Source organism: Streptomyces hokutonensis, from assembly GCF_000376565.1.
Classification (GTDB): Bacteria; Actinomycetota; Actinomycetes; order Streptomycetales; family Streptomycetaceae; genus Streptomyces; species Streptomyces hokutonensis.
Genome location: NZ_BARG01000083.1, coordinates 92,794 through 110,311 on the forward strand (window position 1 = coordinate 92,794; position 17,518 = coordinate 110,311).

The window sequence follows — 17,518 nt, forward strand, 5'->3', positions numbered from 1 at the left end:
CGCACTCAAAAGTGCCTACTTACCGATCGATCGTAACTCACCTAGTATGCAGAGAGTTGTCAATAGCAAATCCAAAGGCACCCGTCAGACATCCGTCCCGCGCGGGTGACCGATCGGCCCATCAGATCCTGCGCCCCACCGCCCACCGGGTCACGCTCACAGGGAACCGGTGCGGACAACGCGGAGGTAGGACACATGAGGGCAGTGGCGGTGCTGGGCGCGTCCGTGGCCGTAGGGCTTCTCGCCTCGTGCGGGGCGGCGGACACCGGTACGCGGACCATGGCGAGGGCGCTGCCCGCCGACGCGGCGTTCACGCACCCCGGTGTGCTGGTCAGCAAGGCCCAGCTGGACGCCGTACGGAAGAACGTGACGGCCGGGAAGCAGCCGTGGCTGAAGGCGTACTTCGGGATGCGGGACAGCAAGTACGGGTCGTACAAGTACACGGCGAAGCCCTACGCCGACGTCGACTGCCCCTGGAACGGCAAGGCCGCGCACGGGTGTGTCGAGGAGCGCGAGGACGCGATCGCGGCGTACACGCAGGCGCTGCTGTTCAGCATCACGGGCAAGGAGCACCACGCGCTCAAGGCGCGGGAGATCATGGACGACTGGTCGGCGAAGATGAAGGAGCACACCTCCGAGGACGCCGGACTCCAGACCGCGTGGGCCGGATCGACATGGGCGCGGGCGGCGGAGATCGTGCGGTACGCGCCGGGGGCCGGATGGCCGGCGGACCGGGTGCAGCGGTTCGCGACCATGCTGCGCACCGCGTACCAGCCCGAGGTGACGAAGGACCTGCCGGACTACAACGGCAACTGGGACCTCGCGATGACCGACGCGGCGATCGGCATCGCCGTCTTCCTCGACGACCACAAGGCCTTCGACGCGGCCGTCGCCCGCTTCCGCGACCGGGTGCCCGCCTACTTCTACCTGGAGAAGGACGGCAAGGTGCCGCTCACCCCGGCCCGCTCCACCGTCACCACCCCGCAGAAACTCACGACGTACTGGTTCAAGCAGACCACCTTCAAGGACGGCATCGCCCAGGAGACCTGCCGCAACTTCAAGCACGTCGGGTACTCGCTGGCCGCCACCGGGCACATCGCCGAGACCGCCTGGCACCAGGGCGTCGACCTCTACAAGGACGTCAAGGACCGGCTCGCCGCCGCCCTCGACTTCCACGCCCGCTACCAGCTCGGCGAGGCCGCGCCGGCCTGGCTGTGCGGCGGCAGGGTCGACCGGAACATGGGGCCCGACCTGGAGGTTCCGCTCAACCACCTGGAGGACCGGCTCGGCATGAAGGTGCCCGCCGCGCACAAGCTCGCCGAGACCACCAGGCCGGCCGGCAGCGACGACCTCTTCGTCTCCTGGGAGACCCTCACGCACGCCGGTAACCCCGCCGACTGAAACGTGTGTGACATCGGACCCCGCGGATGGCGTATAGTTGGGAACACAACGGCGCGGGGTGGAGCAGCTCGGTAGCTCGCTGGGCTCATAACCCAGAGGTCGCAGGTTCAAATCCTGTCCCCGCTACTAAGGCCAAGGGCCGGAATCCGGAAAACGGATTCCGGCCCTTGGTGTTTCCCCCGCCCGGTCGGCCCACCCCGCTCGCCGCGCTCTCCCGGCCAGGAAAAACTGGACGTGTGGAGGCGGAGGGTCCGTACGTGCGAGCCGGCGGGCGTCTGCCAGGCGATCCCGTGCCCGACCCCGGCCTCGGCCCCGACGAGGGACGGCGGACCGCCCGTGTCCTCGCCCTCGTCCGCCGGCTGCCCGCGCTGCTGCTGATCGTCGGAGCCTGCTACGACTACCTCACCCCGCAGGCCTTCACGGCGGCCCCCTTCTTCACCGCCGCCCCGCTCGTCGCCGCCCCGCTCTACTCCCGGCGCGGCACCGTCCTCACCGGCCTGGCCTCGCTCGCCGTCGTCCTCGCGATCCACATCAGGCTCGGCATCGTCCTCCACATCGACGCGGTCACCGAGGTGGCCACCGTGGCCACGGTCGCCGTCCTGGCCGTCCTCATCAACACCCTGGTCCGCCGCAGCAGCGAACAGCTCGCCTCCGTACGCGAGATCGCCGAGGCCGCCCAGCGCGCCGTACTGCCCGAACCGGCCGAGCGGATCGGCGGGTTCGAGATCGCGGCGCGCTACGAGGCCGCGCAGGAGGGCGCGTTCATCGGCGGCGACCTGTACGCGGTGCAGGACACCCCGCACGGCGTACGGCTGGTCGTCGGCGACGTACGCGGGAAGGGCATGGGCGCGGTGGCCGCCGTGGCCGTGGTGATCGGGGCGTTCCGGGAGGCCGCCGAGCAGGAGACCACCCTGGAGGCGGTCGCGCAGCGGCTGGAGCGGGCGCTGGCCCGCGAGGGCACCCGGCGCGACGGGCTCGACGCGTTCGAGGGGTTCACCACGGCCGTCCTCGCCGAACTCCCGCACGGCGACGGCGTCCTGCGGATCGTCGACCGCGGCCACCCGCCGCCGCTGCTCCTGCACGCGGACGGCACCGTGGACACCCTGCTCGTCAAGGAGCCCGCACTGCCGCTGGGAATGGGGGAGTTGGGGTTCTGGCCCGACCGGGCCGAGGAGTTCGCGTTCCCCGGCGGCGCCACGCTGCTCCTCTACACCGACGGCCTGTCCGAGGCCCGCGACGGCCACGGCGTGTTCTACGACCCGGGGGAGCGGCTGACCGGGCGGACCTTCCGCAGCCCCGAGGCGCTGCTCGGCATCCTCGCCAAGGAGGTGCGCCGCTATGCCGGGGGCGGGATGACGGACGACATGGCGCTGATCGCCGTACGCCATCCATGACCGGTCGACGACCGGTCAACTCACCCGTTTTTCGCCGGTCGTGGGCCCTTCGTCCAGCAAGGAAAGGTTAATGATCAAGCGAACGGGCTTGGAAACGGGCGCCCGTGTCTATTAACGTTCGATAACGCAGCACGGTCGTCCCAGCCGTCACAAGAGACAGCTCCGTGCGCACGCGCCGAATCCCGCAAGGGAACCGGGGAACCACCACTTGGGGTGAATCGCACGTCGACAGTCGTGGGAACACGACCGGTTTACGCGCGTAGGAGACCTTCCTGCTCCGAACCCGTCAGCTAACCCGGTAGGCGAGAAGGAAGGAAAGGAGCACGCCCACGTGGCGTCCAACCAGGCTGCCCCAGAAGCCCCGTTCGTCTACGGCGGTTACCGCCCCGACGAGGGCCCCTGGGAGGAGTGGAACCCCAGCGCGGAGTCCGTTCTTCCCAACCGCGGCAAGCACCGTGTCGCCAAGCAGCGTGGTGGCGGGGGATTCGCCCGCAGCTCCACCGTCCTGGGCGTCGGTGTCATAGCCGCCGTCAGCGCCGGCGGGATGGCCAGCGCCAACACCGGCAAGCCGCCCGTCTCGATCTCCATGCCCGACCTGCCCAACGTGGGCCACCTGCTGGACGACTCCTCCAGCACCCCCAAGGGCTCCGCGACCGCGCTCAGCAGCGTCGGCGTGACCACCACCGAGACCGCCAAGGGCACCTCGGACGCCGGTGAGCTGCTGCGCAACCGGATCATGGAACAGGCCGAGCTCCAGCAGCTCCAGGTCGACGGCAAGTCCCAGGCCGCCGCCGAGGCCGCCGTCGCCAAGCAGGTCGACGCCGCCGCCGCGAAGGCCGAGCAGGACGCCGCGAAGAAGGCCGCCGACGCCAAGAAGGCCGCCGAGGCCGCCGCCAAGAAGAAGGCCGAGGCCGCGAAGCTCGCCGCCCTCGCCAAGCAGTACACGCTGCCGGTCGCCTCGTACACGATCACCGGCACCTTCGGCCAGGCCGGCTCCATGTGGTCCTCCGGCTACCACACCGGACTCGACTTCGCCGCGCCCACCGGCACGCTGATCAAGGCCATCCACAGCGGCACGATCACCGAGGCGGGCTGGGCCGGGTCCTACGGCTACCGCACGATCCTCACCCTCGACGACGGCACCGAGCTGTGGTTCTGCCACCAGTCCTCGATCAACGTCAGCGTCGGCCAGAAGGTCGCCACCGGTGACGTCATCGGCCGCGTGGGCGCCACCGGCAACGTGACCGGGCCGCACCTCCACCTCGAGGTCCACATCAACGGCGCGGCCACCGCGAGCGACCCGGCGCCCTGGCTGCGCAGCAAGGGCCTCAACCCCTGACCCACCCGCTGGAATATCCGGTTCCGGCCCGGCGGTTGAACTGAGGTATGACTTCACTTCGCAAGCTGGGCCGGTCCGACCTGGAGATCTTCCCGCTGAACCTCGGCGGCAACGTGTTCGGCTGGACCGCCGACGAGGCGACCTCCTTCGCCGTGCTCGACGCGTACACCGCCGCGGGCGGCAACTTCGTCGACACCGCCGACTCGTACACCGCGTGGGTCGAGGGCAACAAGGGCGGCGAGTCCGAGACCGTCATCGGCAAGTGGCTCAAGGCCCGCGGCAACCGCTCCGACGTCGTCATCGCCACCAAGGTCAGCCAGCACCCCGAGTACCCGGGGCTGTCCGCCGCCAACATCAAGGCCGCGGCCGACGCCTCCCTCGGCCGCCTCGGCACCGACTACATCGACCTGTACTACCCGCACTTCGACAAGGAGGAAGTGCCGGTCGAGGAGATCGTCGGCGCGCTCGACGACCTGGTCAAGGCGGGCAAGGTGCGGCACATCGCCGCCTCCAACATCACGCCCGAGCGCCTCCAGGCCTCCCTCGACTTCTCCGACCGCGAGGGCCTGGCCCGCTATGTCGCCATCCAGCCCCACTACAACCTCGTCTCCCGCGACACCTACGAGGGCGAACTCCGGGACGTGGCCGAGCGCAACGGCCTCGCGGCGCTCCCCTACTTCTCCCTCGCGGCCGGCTTCCTCACCGGCAAGTACCGGCCCGGTACGACCGTGGACAGCCCGCGCGCCGGACGCGCCGAGCAGTACCTCGCCTCGGAGCGCGGCCAGAAGGTCCTGACCGCCCTGGACGAGGTGGCGCAGGCCCACGACGCCTCCGTCGCGACGGTCGCCCTCGCCTGGCTCGCCGCCCAGCCCACGGTCGCCGCACCGATCGCCTCCGCCCGGACCGTGGACCAGCTGCCCGACCTGCTCGCCGTGGCCGAACTGGCCCTCACGGACGCCGAGATCGAGCGGCTGACCCAGGCCTCCGCCTGAGTGTCGTCAGGACCGGTACGGGTTGTACACGGGAGTCCCGTACGACCCGTACACCGGCCACGGCGGCACCACCACCGGCACCGGTGGCGCGATCCGCCGCGCCGCGTACTCCAGCGCGGGCCGCGCCACCTCCCGCCGCTGCCACAGCTCGTGCAGCAACTCCCTTTCCCGTACGGCGAAGTCGGCGCCGGCGCGGCCCCGCGCGGCCCGGTGGCGCAGGAACGCCAGGGAGGTCGCGCAGGCCTCGTAGCGGGCCACCGAGCGGGCCCCGGGACGGCCCAGGTGGTGGCCGGCGTAGTCGCGGGCCAGCCTGCGGGCCTTCATCGAGCCGAGCGCGAACGGTTCGACGGGGGTCAGCCAGCCCGCGAGGACATACACGGGCAACTCCTCGCGCACGGCGCGCAGTTCGCGCTGCCGGGTCCAGACCGCGAGCCAGGTCAGCAGGCCGAACGCGGGCACCATGAACAGGCCGTAGACCTCGAAGAAGCCGTACTGGCCGAAGGTCGAGGAGCCGTTCCAGACGGCGTGCATGCCCATCGCGAGGAGCAGTCCGGTCAGCGGGACTAGGACGCGCCGCACGTGCCGGCGGTCGGGGGTGAGCGCGGCGATGCCGAAGCCGATGCCGGTGAGGACGGTGAACAGGGGGTGCGCGAACGGGGACATGACGATGCGCACGAAGAAGGTCGCCGCGGTCACGGAGGTGAAGCCGCGGTCGCCGGTGAGCTGGTCGGTGCCGAAGGCGGTGCCGAGGTAGAGGATGTTCTCGGTGAACGCGAAGCCGGTGGCGGTGACCCCGGCTATCACCACCCCGTCGACGATCCCGGTGAAGTCCCGTCTGCGGAACAGGAAGACGAGCAGGACGGCCGCCGCCTTCGCCGACTCCTCCACGATCGGGGCTATCACCGTCGCGCCCAGGGTGTCCGCGCTGGTCGGGTCGGCGGTCGCGGTCGCTATCCATCTGGTGGCGAAGCTGTTGGCGACGATCGCTATCAGCGCGGCGGCGCAGGCGCCCCAGGCGAAGGAGAAGAGGAGGTTCCGCCAGGGGCCGGGGTCGACCCGGTCCAGCCAGCGGAACGCGGCGACGAGCAGCGGCACGGGCAGCACGGCGAGCCCGAGACCCACCAAGAACCCTTCCGTACCGGTCTGTTGGCGCACCAGGGCGAGGATGACGAGCCCGGAGAGCGCGAGCAGGGTGATCAGCGCGCCGTAACGGACCCCCGTCCGGTGCCACCAGCGTCCGCGCGGCACGTGCCCGGGCACACCACCGGCCGGGTGGCCGGGGTGTGGGGGGTACGGCGAGTACGTGGCCACGGCATCGACCCTAACGAGGTAAGGGCACGGCCCGCGAGGGAGCCTGGCTTCAGCGCTGGTCGTCGTGGGGTACGCGACGGAACAGCAGATCGTTCACGACATGTCCCTTGTCCAGTCCCTGCCCCTCGAAACGGGTCAGCGGCCGGAAGTCCGGACGAGGCGCGAAATCACCGTCGGGTTGGCTGTTCTCGAAGTCCGGGTGCGCGCCGAGCACTTCGAGCATCTGCTCCGCGTACGGCTCCCAGTCCGTCGCGCAGTGCACGGTCGCGCCGGGCTTGAGACGGGACGCGGCCAGCGTCAGGAACTCCTCCTGGATCAGCCGCCGTTTGTGGTGCCGCTTCTTCGGCCAGGGGTCCGGGAAGTAGACCCGCAGCCCGTCGAGCGAGTCCGGCGTGAGCATCTCGCGCAGCAGGATGATCGCGTCCCCGTTGGCGACCCGGATGTTGGAGAGCCCGTGGTGGTCGGCGAGGCCCAGCAGATTGCCCTGGCCCGGGGTGTGCACATCGGCGGCGAGGATGTTCGTCGCCGGGTCCGCAGCGGCCATCTGCGCGGTCGCCTCACCCATCCCGAAGCCGATCTCCAGCACGACGGGGTTGTCGTTCCCGAACAGCTCGGTCAGGTCGAGGTTCCGCTGCCCGTCGATGTCCAGGCCCCACTTGGGCCACAGGCGTTCCAGGGCGTCGGCCTGGGCCGTTGTGACGCGGCTTCTGCGCGGCTGGAAACTCCGGATGCGGCGCTCGAAGTGGGAGCCGGCGGGGTCGGGCTTGGGGCCGTCGGGGAAGCGGGGCTCGTCCCTGCGGGTTCGCTGCGCGGGCTGGGCGGGGGCGTCGGGGGTGTTGGGGGAGTCAGACATGGTGCGGTGATTTTACGGGGCGTGCGCATAGGCGTCTGCGTGGCTTGTGCCGTCTTGCGGGTGCGGGTCCGCCGTGGCTGGTCGCGCAGTTCCCCGCGCCCCTTAGGGGGTTGCCCTGCCCGGGGTTTCAAGGGGGAGGCGTTTCTCCTGGCCCAATACGGCCAGAGCCCGCCTCGCCACCTCCCTCCCGATCGGCAGGGACGCCGTCGCCGCCGGGCTCGGGGCGTTGAGGACGTGGACCGCGCGCGGGCCCTCCTTGATCAGGAAGTCGTCTACGAGGGTGCCGTCCCGGAGGACGGCCTGGGCCCGCACCCCGGCTGACGAGGGCGTGAGGTCGTCGGGTGTCACTGCGGGGAGCAGCCGCTGTACGGCATTGGTGAACGCGCTCTTGGAGAGTGACCGGCGCAGCTCCCCCGCCCCGTACCTCCAGTGCTGGCGCGCCATCCGCCACACCCCGGGCCAGGCGGCCGTGGTCGCGATCTCACGGGGGCGTACGACACCCCAGCCGTAGCCCTCGCGGGCCAGCGCCGGCACCGCGTTCGGCCCCACGTGCACGCTGCCGTCGATGCCGCGCGTGAGGTGCACACCGAGGAACGGGAACGCCGGGTCGGGCACCGGATACACCAGGCCCCGCACCAGCTCGGGCCGTGTCAGCGTGTAGTACTCGCCGCGGAACGGCACGATCCGCATCCCGGGGTCGTCACCGGTCAGCCGGGCCACCTCGTCGCACTGCAGGCCGGCGCAGTTCACCAGCACGCGCGCGCGGACGATGTCTCCGCCCCCGGCACCGTCCGTCGTCCGCACGGCGACCCCGCGCTCCGGGCGCCGGTCGACATGGGCGACGCGCGCGCCGTAGCGGATCTCGGCGCCGGAGGCCTCGGCCAGGTGCCGGGCGACCGCGACGTAGTCACAGATCCCGGTCGTCGCGACCTCTATGGCGGCGAGGCCGCGCACCTCAGGCTCGTACTCGGCGATCTGGGACCCGCCGAGCTCGCGCACCGGAATGCCGTTCTCCCGGCCGCGCTGTACGAGCGCGTGCAGGCGGGGGAGTTCGGCGCGCTCCGTGGCGACGATCAGCTTGCCGGTGACGGCGTGCGGAATGCCGTACTCCGCGCAGAACTTGACCATCTCGGCGGCGCCGCCCACGGCGTACCGCGCCTTGAGCGAGCCGGGCCGGTAGTAGATCCCGCTGTGGATCACCCCGCTGTTCCGCCCCGTCTGATGCCGGGCGGGCCCCGCCTCCTTCTCCAGCACGGTCACCCGCGTGCCCGGTGCGGCCCGCCCGATCGCATACGCGACCGACAGCCCGACGATCCCACCCCCGACCACGAGCACATCACAGTCGTACCCGACCACCGCGCACCACCTCCCGGCTTCGATAGTGCACTGCACCACTGACAGTGCCTTCAAACCCGGGGAAGGGCAGCCCACCCAGGGGCGCGGGGAACTGCGCGACCAGCCACAGCAGACCCGCACCCGCAAGACCACACAAGCCAGGCAAATCCCTAGGCGGGCGCCATCAACAACGGCCGAGCCCGCTCCCGCAGCTCGACAACCCGAGGCTCATCCCCATACGGCTCCAGCCGATGCAGAAGATCCTTCACATACTCGGTAGTCCGAGCCGACGAGATCCGCCCGGCGACCTCCACCGCCCGCACCCCTTGCTCGCACGCCGCATCAAGATTCCCCGACTCCAGCTCGGCCACCGCGGAAACCACCAGCCGCAGCCCGTGCGACCGCACGAACTCCTCGGTCGGCTTGGACAGGGCCTGCTCGGTGAACCGCCGTACTTGCCGGGGCGCCTTCAGATCCCGGTAGCACTCGGCCGCGTCCGCGGCGAAGCGGTCGTAGGAGTAGAAGCCGAGCCAGGACGGGTCGTTGTCGCCCTCCCGGGACCGCTCGAGCCATCCCTCGGCCGCCTTCAGCGCCGCCCCGGCGGCCTGCGCGTCCCCCGCCTTCGCGTGGGACCGCGCCTCGACAAGCCGGAAGAAGCTCATGGTGCGGGCGGTCGCAAGCCCCCGGTTGCGCTCGAGCGCGGCCTGCGCGAGATCGACGCCCTCGTCGCCGAATCCCCGGTAGGTCGCCTGCAAGGACATCGAGGCCAGGACATAGCCCCCCAGCGGCACGTCCGCCGCCGCGCGGGCGAGCCGCAGCGCCTGGATGTAGTACCGCTGCGCCGCCTCCTGCTGCCCGGTGTCGAAGGCCATCCACCCGGCGAGCCGGGTGAGTTCGGCGCTCGCGCCGAAGAGCGCTCTGCCGACCTCGTCGGAGTACGAGCCGAGCAGCAGCGGTGCCGCCTCCACCCGCAGACATTCGGGCACCATGGACGAACGCCAGTCGCCGCCCCCGTACTTGGAGTCCCAGCGCCTGGCGTCCTCCGCGGCCTCCCGCAGCTTCTGCACATCGCTGTGGCCGACTTTCAGCGGTGCCCCGGAGCCCTCCGCGGAGTTGGCCTCGCGCGCCACCGAACTGTCGGCCGGGGTTATCAGCCACCGTGAGGCGGGCGTTGCGTATGCGCTGACTGCGAACGACCCGGCGAGGGACTGCCAGATGCCGCCGGAGCCGGCCCGGCGGCCGGCGAGGTCGAGGCGGTACAACTCCGTTGCGGAACGCACGGCTTGACCGACGTCCCGGGGGAATGCGAGGCCCACTTCCGGCGCGGGATCCGCGTCCGCCAGGCCGATCTCGTGGAGCGGCACCGGGCGGCCGAGCTTCTGGCCGATGGCGGCCGCGATGAGGTGCGGGGCGGCGCCCTGGGGCACCATTCCCTTCGACACCCAGCGCGCCACCGACGTCTTGTCGTAGCGAAGTGTCAACCCGCGTTGAGCGCCAAGATCGTTGACGCGACGCGCGAGTCCTGCGTTGCTGATTCCCGCGAGGGCGAGAACGGTGCCGAGTTTTTCGTTCGGCCCGCGTTGCTCCCTGGACATGCGCCACCCCTCGACACAGACGGCTGCCGCGCTGGCATAACCATGCGGCATTCGTAAACCCAGCGTAGTTCGCCGCATCCCAAGCGTTAAGGGGCATTGTTCCGGATGGCGGGATTGTGGTCCGTACGCGAGTGCGGGGTTTGCACGGAGGGTTGCGACGTGCCCCCGCCGTGTGGCCGTGCGCCCGTCCGTGCGCTCTTCTCCGGCCATCGCGGGAGCGCTTCGATGGATCGTGCGTGGGTCGGCCCGCTGTACTGGATCCAGTGGGCTGGGGGACACCGCCGCCTACATCCCCGCGGGCGGCGGACCGGTCCGGGAGGCGTACTCCGCCTCCCGGACTGTGCGCGGTACGAAGCGGTGCGCACGGCATGTACGGAGCGTGCGCGAGCCTGTGCTCGTAACACCGATTTGGCCGAAAATCGCCCCCGCCTCTCGGTGCCGAATACCGCTCCTACCACGGGAGTTGAGGGCGCGTTAGGGGTTTTGGGGGAGCGTATCGGGGGCGCATTCGCGTCGCGGACGTAGGGTCGTCCTTGTCCGGTTGTCCCTCGTCCAGGGCGTCCTCACGCGATCTCGAGCGGCTTCTCCGGCCCTCCGGAAGGCGTCCTTCATGGCAGCATGGTGCCCAGTTCGTGCGGTGCACTGGTTGTCCACAGCCTGTGGAGGCGTCGATGCGGTGGTTGGTGGGATGGAGCAGTACCGCCGCTGGAGCCGCCGCGATCGGTTCGGCGGGAGCGACCGGACTCGACGGTGAGACGGTCCACCCGGTGGGGTCCCAACTCCTGTGGGGAGACCCGGATCCGCTGTGGGCGGTCGGCGACTGGCGGCCCGACGAGGTGCGCGTCGTCAAGGTCGACGCGGAGACCCGGATCGCGGTCCTCGGCACGTGCGGCGCCTCCGACGAGGAGCTGCGCCTCAGCCTGTTCTCTGCGCGCGGAGGGGCACTTCGGCATCTGACGGCCTGGTCGGGGAGTTACACGGCGGTCGTCAAGGTCGGCCGCCGCACCATGGTCTGCGGCGATCTCGCGGGCGCCAAGCCGGTGTTCTACACCCCCTGGGCCGGCGGTACGGCCTACTCGACCGCCGCGCTCCCGCTGGCCGATCTCATCGAGGCCAACCTCGACTTCGGGCACCTGGCGGCCCTGCTCGCGGCCCCCGATGTCCCCGCCGCGCTGCACGACTCCACGCCGTACGACGGCGTACGTCGCATTCCGCCGGGGCATGCGCTGATCCTGCGCGCCGGGGCGCGCGAGATCGCCGGGTACGAGCCGGTCGCCTCCCTCGCCGTCGCCGCCGCGCCTGTTGACCCCGACAGTGCGGTGGACGCCGTACGCGACGCACTGGTCGACGCCGTGCGTGCGCGCCTGTCCGCGCCCCGGCACGTTCCCGACATCGACCCGGGCCCGGTGCCCGGCATGGGACCCGCCGAACGGCGTGCCGCGCGCGGGATGCCCGTCCCCGGCATCGGCGCCGACCTCTCCGGGGGGCCCGCCTCCGGGACGCTGGCCCTGCTCGCCGCCGGGCTGCCGGGAGCGCCCGGCACGGTCCTCGGACACGGCACCGGCGCGGGCGAGCGGCTCCTCGCCGTCACGTTCAACGATCTCGCCGTTCGCGGCCGCGAGTCCGAGGTGGAGCGCGCGGGCACCCTCGCGGCCAACCCCCGCCTGCACCACGTAGTGGTCACCGGCGGCGAGGACGTCCTCCCGTACGCCGAACTCGACGGCCCCCTCACCGACGAACCCGGCCCCTCCCTGATCACCGCCGCCCGCCACCGCGCCCGGCTCGCGGCGGGCAGCGCCGACCACTTCACCGGGTACGGCGCCCGCCAGGTCCTCGACGCACACCCGGCCCGACTCGCGGATCTGCTGATGGACCGCAAACGGCGTCATCTGGTGCGCCCGGTGGCCGCGTTGGCGAAGGCGGACGGTTCGGTGATGGTCCCCGGGCGCGTGTACGGCGCGGCCCGGCGGCTGGCCCGTACGCCCTACGGCGCGGGTCTCGAGGTCCTCGCCGACCGGCTCCTCCAGAAGCGTTTCGACGAGCCGGGGGGTGCCGTAGGGGCCTCTCTCGCGGCGCTCACGTGGGCCAGACCGGGGCCCGCGGCGCGTTGGCTGACCGGTGAGGCCCTGGCTGAAGTATCGGTTCGCCTACAAGGGGCGCCCAGCCGTCAGGGCCAGGGGGTCGGCCCGGGACAGCGCCCGGGCGACTTCCGCGCGCGGGCCGCGCTCGCCAGACACGCGGGGGACCTGCGCGTCCTGGAACAGGCCGCCGAGATCCGCTCCCAGCGCCTGCACATGCCCTTCCTCGACAACCAGGTCGTCCGGGCCTGCCGGACCCTTCCCGAGGCGCTACGCGTCCAGCCAGGGGCCCGCGCGGCCATCCTCCGCACGGTCCTGGAGGGCGCCGGCGTCGGCGACCTCCCGCCCGGCTGGGGCGCCCCGTCCCACGCCTCGGCGGCGGCCGCGTCCCGCACGGGACTCCGGGTGGCCGCGGACTCCCTGATGGCCCTCTTCGACACACCCCTGCTGGCACAGGCCGGCCTGGTCGAGGCCCGCGTCGTCCGCAAGGCGCTCCGCGCGGCGGCCCAGGGCGAACCCCTCCCCCTGGACGGCCTCGCGGACCTGGTCTCCCTGGAACTGTGGCTCGGCCGCCTGCTGGCCCGCCGAGGCACCTGCTGGACGGGAACACCGGCACGCGCGCGTGCGGTACCGGCGGGGATCAGGCCGCAGCGGGGGGCGTTGGCTTCGGGTGGGGGAGCGGGAGTGGCCTGAGGGAGCCGCCGACGGCAGTGGCTTGAGTGTCCTGACGTGGCGGCCTGGGCGGCGCGCACCGGTACAACCGGGGCTCTGGGCCGGCCGGTTGTCGGCTCGCGGGGGCACCGGCACGTGCGCGTGCGATGTCGGAGGGAGCGGCGGGAGTGTCCTGACGCGGTGGCCTGGGCGGCGCGCACCGGTACAACCGGGGCTGTGGGTCGGTCGGCTGGCGGCCCGCCGGGGACACCGGCACGCGCGCGTGCAATGCCGCCCGAGTGGCCTGAGCCTCCCGCCGGCGGGAGCGGCTTCAGCGTCCCGCCACGACGACCTCGGGCAGCGCACCCGCACAAACCGCCCCAACCGAGGGCCCCGCCCGCAAACGCCGTGACCTCGGCCCTCGTGCCCGGCGACAATGGGCCGGTGCGGTACGGAATCCTGGGCAGTACCCGGGCGGAGGACGAGCGGGGCGCTGTCGTGGCGCTCGGCGGTGCGCGGCTGCGCGCGCTGCTCGCCGCACTCGCGCTGCACCCGGGCCGGATCGTCCCCTTCGGGACCCTGATCGACGAGGTGTGGGCCGACGAGCCTCCCCAGGACGCCCCGGCCGCCCTCCAGGCCCTCGTCGGCCGACTGCGTCGTACCGTCGGCAAGGACGCGATCGTCTCCGAGCCCGGCGGCTACCGGCTCGCGGCGACCCGGGACGACGTGGACCTGTACGTCTTCGAACGGCTGGTGCGGCAGGGCACGGCCGCCCTGGAGCGGGGCGAGGCGACCGCCGCCGCCCGCGACCTCGGCGAGGCGCTCGCCCTGTGGCGCGGGCCCGCCCTCGCCGACCTCCCCGACCGGTCCGCCGCCGCCCGCGCGGACGCGCTGCGCGAGGAGGCCACCCGCGCGCGGGTCGAGGCCGACCTGCTGCTCGGCCGCGCCGCAGACGCCGTACCGGAGTTGAAGGAACTGACCGCGGCGCACCCGTACGACGAACCGCTGCACGCGCTCCTCATCCGCGCCCTGCGCGACTCGGGCCGGGGGGCCGACGCGCTCGCCGCCTACGAGACCGCCCGGCGCGCGCTCGCCGACGGGCTCGGCACCGACCCGGGGCCGGAACTCCGCGCCCTGCACGGCGAGTTGCTCGAGTCGCCGTCCGCGGACCGTCCGGCCCGGAACGGCGGCCATCCCGTCCGGCAGTCCGAACGCGACGGCAACCTGCGTCCACGGCTTACCTCGTTCGTGGGCAGGGAACCCGAGATCGCCGCCATCCGTTCCGAAGTGCACAGGGCCCGCCTCGTCACGCTCACCGGACCGGGCGGCTCCGGAAAGACCCGTCTCGCCGAGGAGGCCGCCGCCGGGCTCCCGCAGGCGTGGCTGGTCGAGCTCGCCCGGCTCGACCGGCCGGAGGCGGTGCCGGGCGCGGTGGTCAGTGCCCTCGGTCTGCGCGAGACCGTGCTGATGACCACCGAGCTGGCGGTCCCGCAGGACGACCCCGTCGCCCTGCTGATCGAGTACTGCGCGGCGCGCAGCCGACTCCTGATCCTTGACAACTGCGAACACGTCATCGGTGCGGCGGCCGACCTCGCCGAGACCCTCCTGACCCGCTGCCCGGGGCTCACGATCCTCGCCACCAGCCGTGAACCCCTGGGCGTCCCCGGCGAGTCGGTGCGCCCGGTCGAACCCCTCGTCCCCGACCAGGCCCACCGCCTCTTCGCGGAGCGCGCCGCCGCCGTCCGCCCCGACGCGCAGACCGTGCTCCAGGACACCGAAGCGGTCACGGAGATCTGCCGGCGCCTCGACGGCCTGCCCCTGGCCATCGAACTCGCCGCCGCCCGGCTGCGGTTGCTCACCCCGCGCCAGATCGCCGACCGCCTCGACGACCGCTTCCGCCTCCTCACCTCCGGCAGCCGTACGGTCCTGCCCCGCCAGCAGACCCTGCGGGCCGTCGTCGACTGGTCCTGGGACCTGCTCGACGAGCACGAGCGGACCCTGCTGCGCGAGGCCTCCGTGTTCGCCGGCGGCTGGGACCTCGCGGCGGCGGAGAGCGTGTGCACCGGTCCCGCGGCGGACCTGATCGGCGCCCTCGTCGACAAGTCCCTGATCGTGGCCACCCCGGGGGAGGCACCCGACGGCATGCGCTACCGCATGCTGGAGACCATCCACGAGTACGCCGTCGAGCGCGCCGCCGAGACCCCGGCCCTGCGGACAGCGGCCGAGCGCCGACACCGATCCTGGGTACGCGCCCTCACCGAGGAGGCCGAACCCCTGCTCCGCTCCTGGGAGCAACTCCCGTGGATCGCCCGCCTGGAGACCGAACTCGACAACATCCGCGCGGCCCTCGACCGAACCATCACCGCAGGCGACGAGGCCGAGGCGGGCACCCTGGCCCTCGCCGTCGGCTGGTTCTGGTGGCTCCGCAACTACCGCCGCGAGGGCGTCGACTGGACCGAGCGCATCCTTGCCCTGATCACCACCGGGACCGCTCAGGACCCGTTCGAGGCCTACCTCACCGCCCCGGACGCCGGGACCGACCACCCCCTCTACACCCAGCGCATGAACCTCCGGATGCTGCACCTCTTCCTGGGTGCCGAATCCGGAGCGCTGGATCACCTGCCGAACGGGCTGCGGGACGAGCGGCTGCGTCGGTACGTCTCGTTGGTGCAGGGCTTCTTTGCCGGTGGCGGCCCGGACGCGGCGCGGATGCCGGGGCTCGCGTGGCCGTTCACCGCGTACTTCCTGCGCGACACGATGGACATCCGGGACGTCATGGACGTGGCGGTCGCCAACGCCCGTGCGTACGGCGGGGATTGGGAGGTCGCCGTCATCCTGATGTTCCGCACGCACATGGTCGTCGACTCCCCGGGCGGCATGGCGGGCGTCGACGACGACCTGGCGGAACTGCGCGAGCTCTGCCGCCGCGTCGGCGACCGCTGGGTGCGGGCCCAGGTGTCCAGCGCGGTCGGCGAGGCCGCCATGAGCCGCGGCCGGTTCGAGGAGGCCAAGGGCGCCTACGAGGAGGCACTCGCGCTCGCCTACGAGGTCGGCGCCCACACCGAGACGCCGTTCCTCATCGCCCGGCTCGCCGAACTGGCCTACCGCGCGGGTGACCGCGAGGCCGCGATCGCGGGCCTGGACGAGGCGACCGAGGCCTCCGACCGGCACGGAGTCGCGGACGCCCACGCGTTCATCCAACTGCTGCGCGCGCACATCTCCCTGGAGGACGGGGACGTGGCCCACGCCCGCGCGCTCTGCGAACAGGCCCGTGAGGAGAGCGAACGCGGCACACCGCCGCCCCAGTTCCGGGCGGCGCTGGGCGCGGTCGACGCCCTGGTCACGGCCGCCGAGTCCGGCCCCGCGCGCGGGCTGGTGGCGATGGCGGCCGCCCTGCGCGAGGCGGTGGAGCTGCGCTGCGCCGAGGTGGTCACCGCGGCCCTGGTCGACCACGCGGCGACACTGTTCGCCGAACTCGGTGAACTCCCGCGCGCCGTAAGGCTGTTCGCGGCGTCCGACCGCTTGCGCGGCGGCCATCCGCGCCCCATGCCCGAGCGCGCCCGGACCGAGCACATCCAGGAGACCGCCCGCACCGCACTGGGCGCCGAGCGCTACGCCGCCGAGCGCACCCGGGGCGAGTCCCTCACCGTGGACCAGGTGCTGACCGAACTGCCGTATCCGGAACCGGAGCCGGGCCCTACTGGCAAGTGAACTTCGACTCCGCCCAGTCCGCAAGGGCCAGGTCGTCGAAGGAACTGCGCGGCTCGACCACCAGCCGTACGGTCTTGCGCCCGGCGAGGTCCACATGGACCGGCACCGCAGGGTCCCCGCCGTCGATCTCCCCGGAGCTCCACAGCCGGGCCCCGTCGGCGTACACCGAGAAGTAGACCCTGCCGAGCCCGAGCGTCATGTCGTCGACGCCGACCCGCGCGTCGTAGGAGACGCACTGGCGGTTGAGGTCGATCGTGACGGAGGAGCGGCCGTGCACGGTGACGCCGTGGGTGTAGCGCGTGCCGCCGATCGCGACGCCGTAGCGCTGCCACACCCAACTGCTGTCGCCGAGCCGGATCTCCGGGGCGGTGCCGTCGCCGTTGACGTTGTAGGAGAGCTCGCTCACCTGGAAGATCGTCGGCGCGGGTGGGGGCGTCGGGGTCGGTGTCGGGGTGGGCGTCGGTGTAGGCGTGGGCGTGGGCCGGGGAGTCGGTGTCGGAGTCGGAGTGGGGGTGGCCTTGGGGGGCGGCGTCGGCTTGGGCGTAGGCGTCGGGCTCGGAGTGGGGGTCGGCTCGGGGGCCAACACCGCCGGTTCCGGGGCGGGTTGCTTCTTCGGGGGCGTGGGCGTTGGCGACTCGGGCTTGACGACGGGGGAGGAGGACGGGGCCGGCTTGGCCTCGGGCGGCTTCGTCGAATCCCCGTGGTTGGCCAGCGCGAACGCCACCGCCGCGACCACGCCCACCGCGACCACACCGGCCGCGATACCCGCCTTCACCGGCGCCCCGAGCCCCTCGGAGGCCGCCGCGCCCCCGGCACCGGCCCCGCCCGACGAACTGCCGCCCGCCGCCGCGGACGCAC

General features: G+C 72.4%; 11 protein-coding genes, 1 tRNA gene and 1 riboswitch. Of the genes, 7 read left to right on the plus strand and 5 right to left on the minus strand.

What is annotated here, in order from left to right:
* The first annotated feature begins 195 nt into the window (after positions 1 to 195).
* The 5 genes from SSP08S_RS43230 (at position 196) to SSP08S_RS43250 (ending at position 5,126) form a co-directional block, all read left to right on the plus strand.
* Positions 196 to 1,401 carry an alginate lyase family protein gene (locus SSP08S_RS43230; RefSeq protein ID WP_026179334.1) on the plus strand — a complete coding sequence of 402 codons (1,206 nt, stop codon included), beginning with the start codon at positions 196 to 198 and terminating at the stop codon, positions 1,399 to 1,401.
* A 52-nt stretch (positions 1,402 to 1,453) separates the two neighbouring features.
* Positions 1,454 to 1,527 (plus strand) — tRNA-Met (locus SSP08S_RS43235).
* 164 nt (positions 1,528 to 1,691) lie between these two features.
* A complete protein-coding gene (locus SSP08S_RS43240; protein ID WP_158697292.1) occupies positions 1,692 to 2,795 on the plus strand; it encodes a PP2C family protein-serine/threonine phosphatase in 1,104 nt (367 codons plus the stop codon).
* Between the two features lie 163 nt (positions 2,796 to 2,958).
* A riboswitch (cyclic di-AMP (ydaO/yuaA leader) is annotated at positions 2,959 to 3,115 on the plus strand.
* An 11-nt stretch (positions 3,116 to 3,126) separates the two neighbouring features.
* On the plus strand, positions 3,127 to 4,134 hold the full coding sequence (locus SSP08S_RS43245; RefSeq protein WP_019073885.1) for a M23 family metallopeptidase: 1,008 nt from the start codon (positions 3,127 to 3,129) through the stop codon (positions 4,132 to 4,134).
* A 47-nt stretch (positions 4,135 to 4,181) separates the two neighbouring features.
* Positions 4,182 to 5,126, plus strand: coding sequence for an aldo/keto reductase (locus SSP08S_RS43250; protein WP_019073886.1), 945 nt, complete (start codon positions 4,182 to 4,184; stop codon positions 5,124 to 5,126).
* A 6-nt stretch (positions 5,127 to 5,132) separates the two neighbouring features.
* Here SSP08S_RS43250 and SSP08S_RS43255 read toward each other — a convergent pair whose 3' ends face one another.
* The 4 genes from SSP08S_RS43255 to SSP08S_RS43270 all read right to left on the minus strand — a co-directional run bounded on the left by SSP08S_RS43255 (position 5,133) and on the right by SSP08S_RS43270 (position 10,220).
* Complete coding sequence (locus SSP08S_RS43255) at positions 5,133 to 6,437, minus strand: PrsW family intramembrane metalloprotease (protein WP_026179335.1); 1,305 nt, start codon at positions 6,435 to 6,437, stop codon at positions 5,133 to 5,135.
* A 49-nt stretch (positions 6,438 to 6,486) separates the two neighbouring features.
* Positions 6,487 to 7,290: a tRNA (guanosine(46)-N7)-methyltransferase TrmB gene (gene trmB / locus SSP08S_RS43260; RefSeq protein WP_019073888.1), complete on the minus strand. Its 804-nt coding sequence runs from the start codon at positions 7,288 to 7,290 to the stop codon at positions 6,487 to 6,489.
* 102 nt (positions 7,291 to 7,392) lie between these two features.
* Entirely contained in the window at positions 7,393 to 8,646 is a 1,254-nt protein-coding gene (lhgD, locus tag SSP08S_RS43265) for an L-2-hydroxyglutarate dehydrogenase (protein WP_019073889.1), read from the minus strand.
* 149 nt (positions 8,647 to 8,795) lie between these two features.
* Complete coding sequence (locus SSP08S_RS43270) at positions 8,796 to 10,220, minus strand: NsdA family TPR-like regulatory protein (protein WP_026179336.1); 1,425 nt, start codon at positions 10,218 to 10,220, stop codon at positions 8,796 to 8,798.
* A gap of 671 nt (positions 10,221 to 10,891) precedes the next feature.
* On the opposite strand from SSP08S_RS43270, the gene SSP08S_RS43275 reads away from it, so the two are divergent.
* Positions 10,892 to 12,991: an asparagine synthase-related protein gene (locus SSP08S_RS43275; RefSeq protein ID WP_019073891.1), complete on the plus strand. Its 2,100-nt coding sequence runs from the start codon at positions 10,892 to 10,894 to the stop codon at positions 12,989 to 12,991.
* 402 nt (positions 12,992 to 13,393) lie between these two features.
* Positions 13,394 to 16,660 (plus strand): AfsR/SARP family transcriptional regulator, encoded by a 3,267-nt coding sequence (locus SSP08S_RS57005; protein WP_051106089.1) that lies wholly within the window; start codon positions 13,394 to 13,396, stop codon positions 16,658 to 16,660.
* Here SSP08S_RS57005 and SSP08S_RS58470 read toward each other — a convergent pair.
* Positions 16,647 to 17,518 (minus strand): NPCBM/NEW2 domain-containing protein (locus SSP08S_RS58470; RefSeq protein ID WP_174479449.1); only part of this gene is annotated, 872 nt, incomplete at its 5' end. The two genes, SSP08S_RS57005 and SSP08S_RS58470, sit on opposite strands and share 14 nt — an antisense overlap.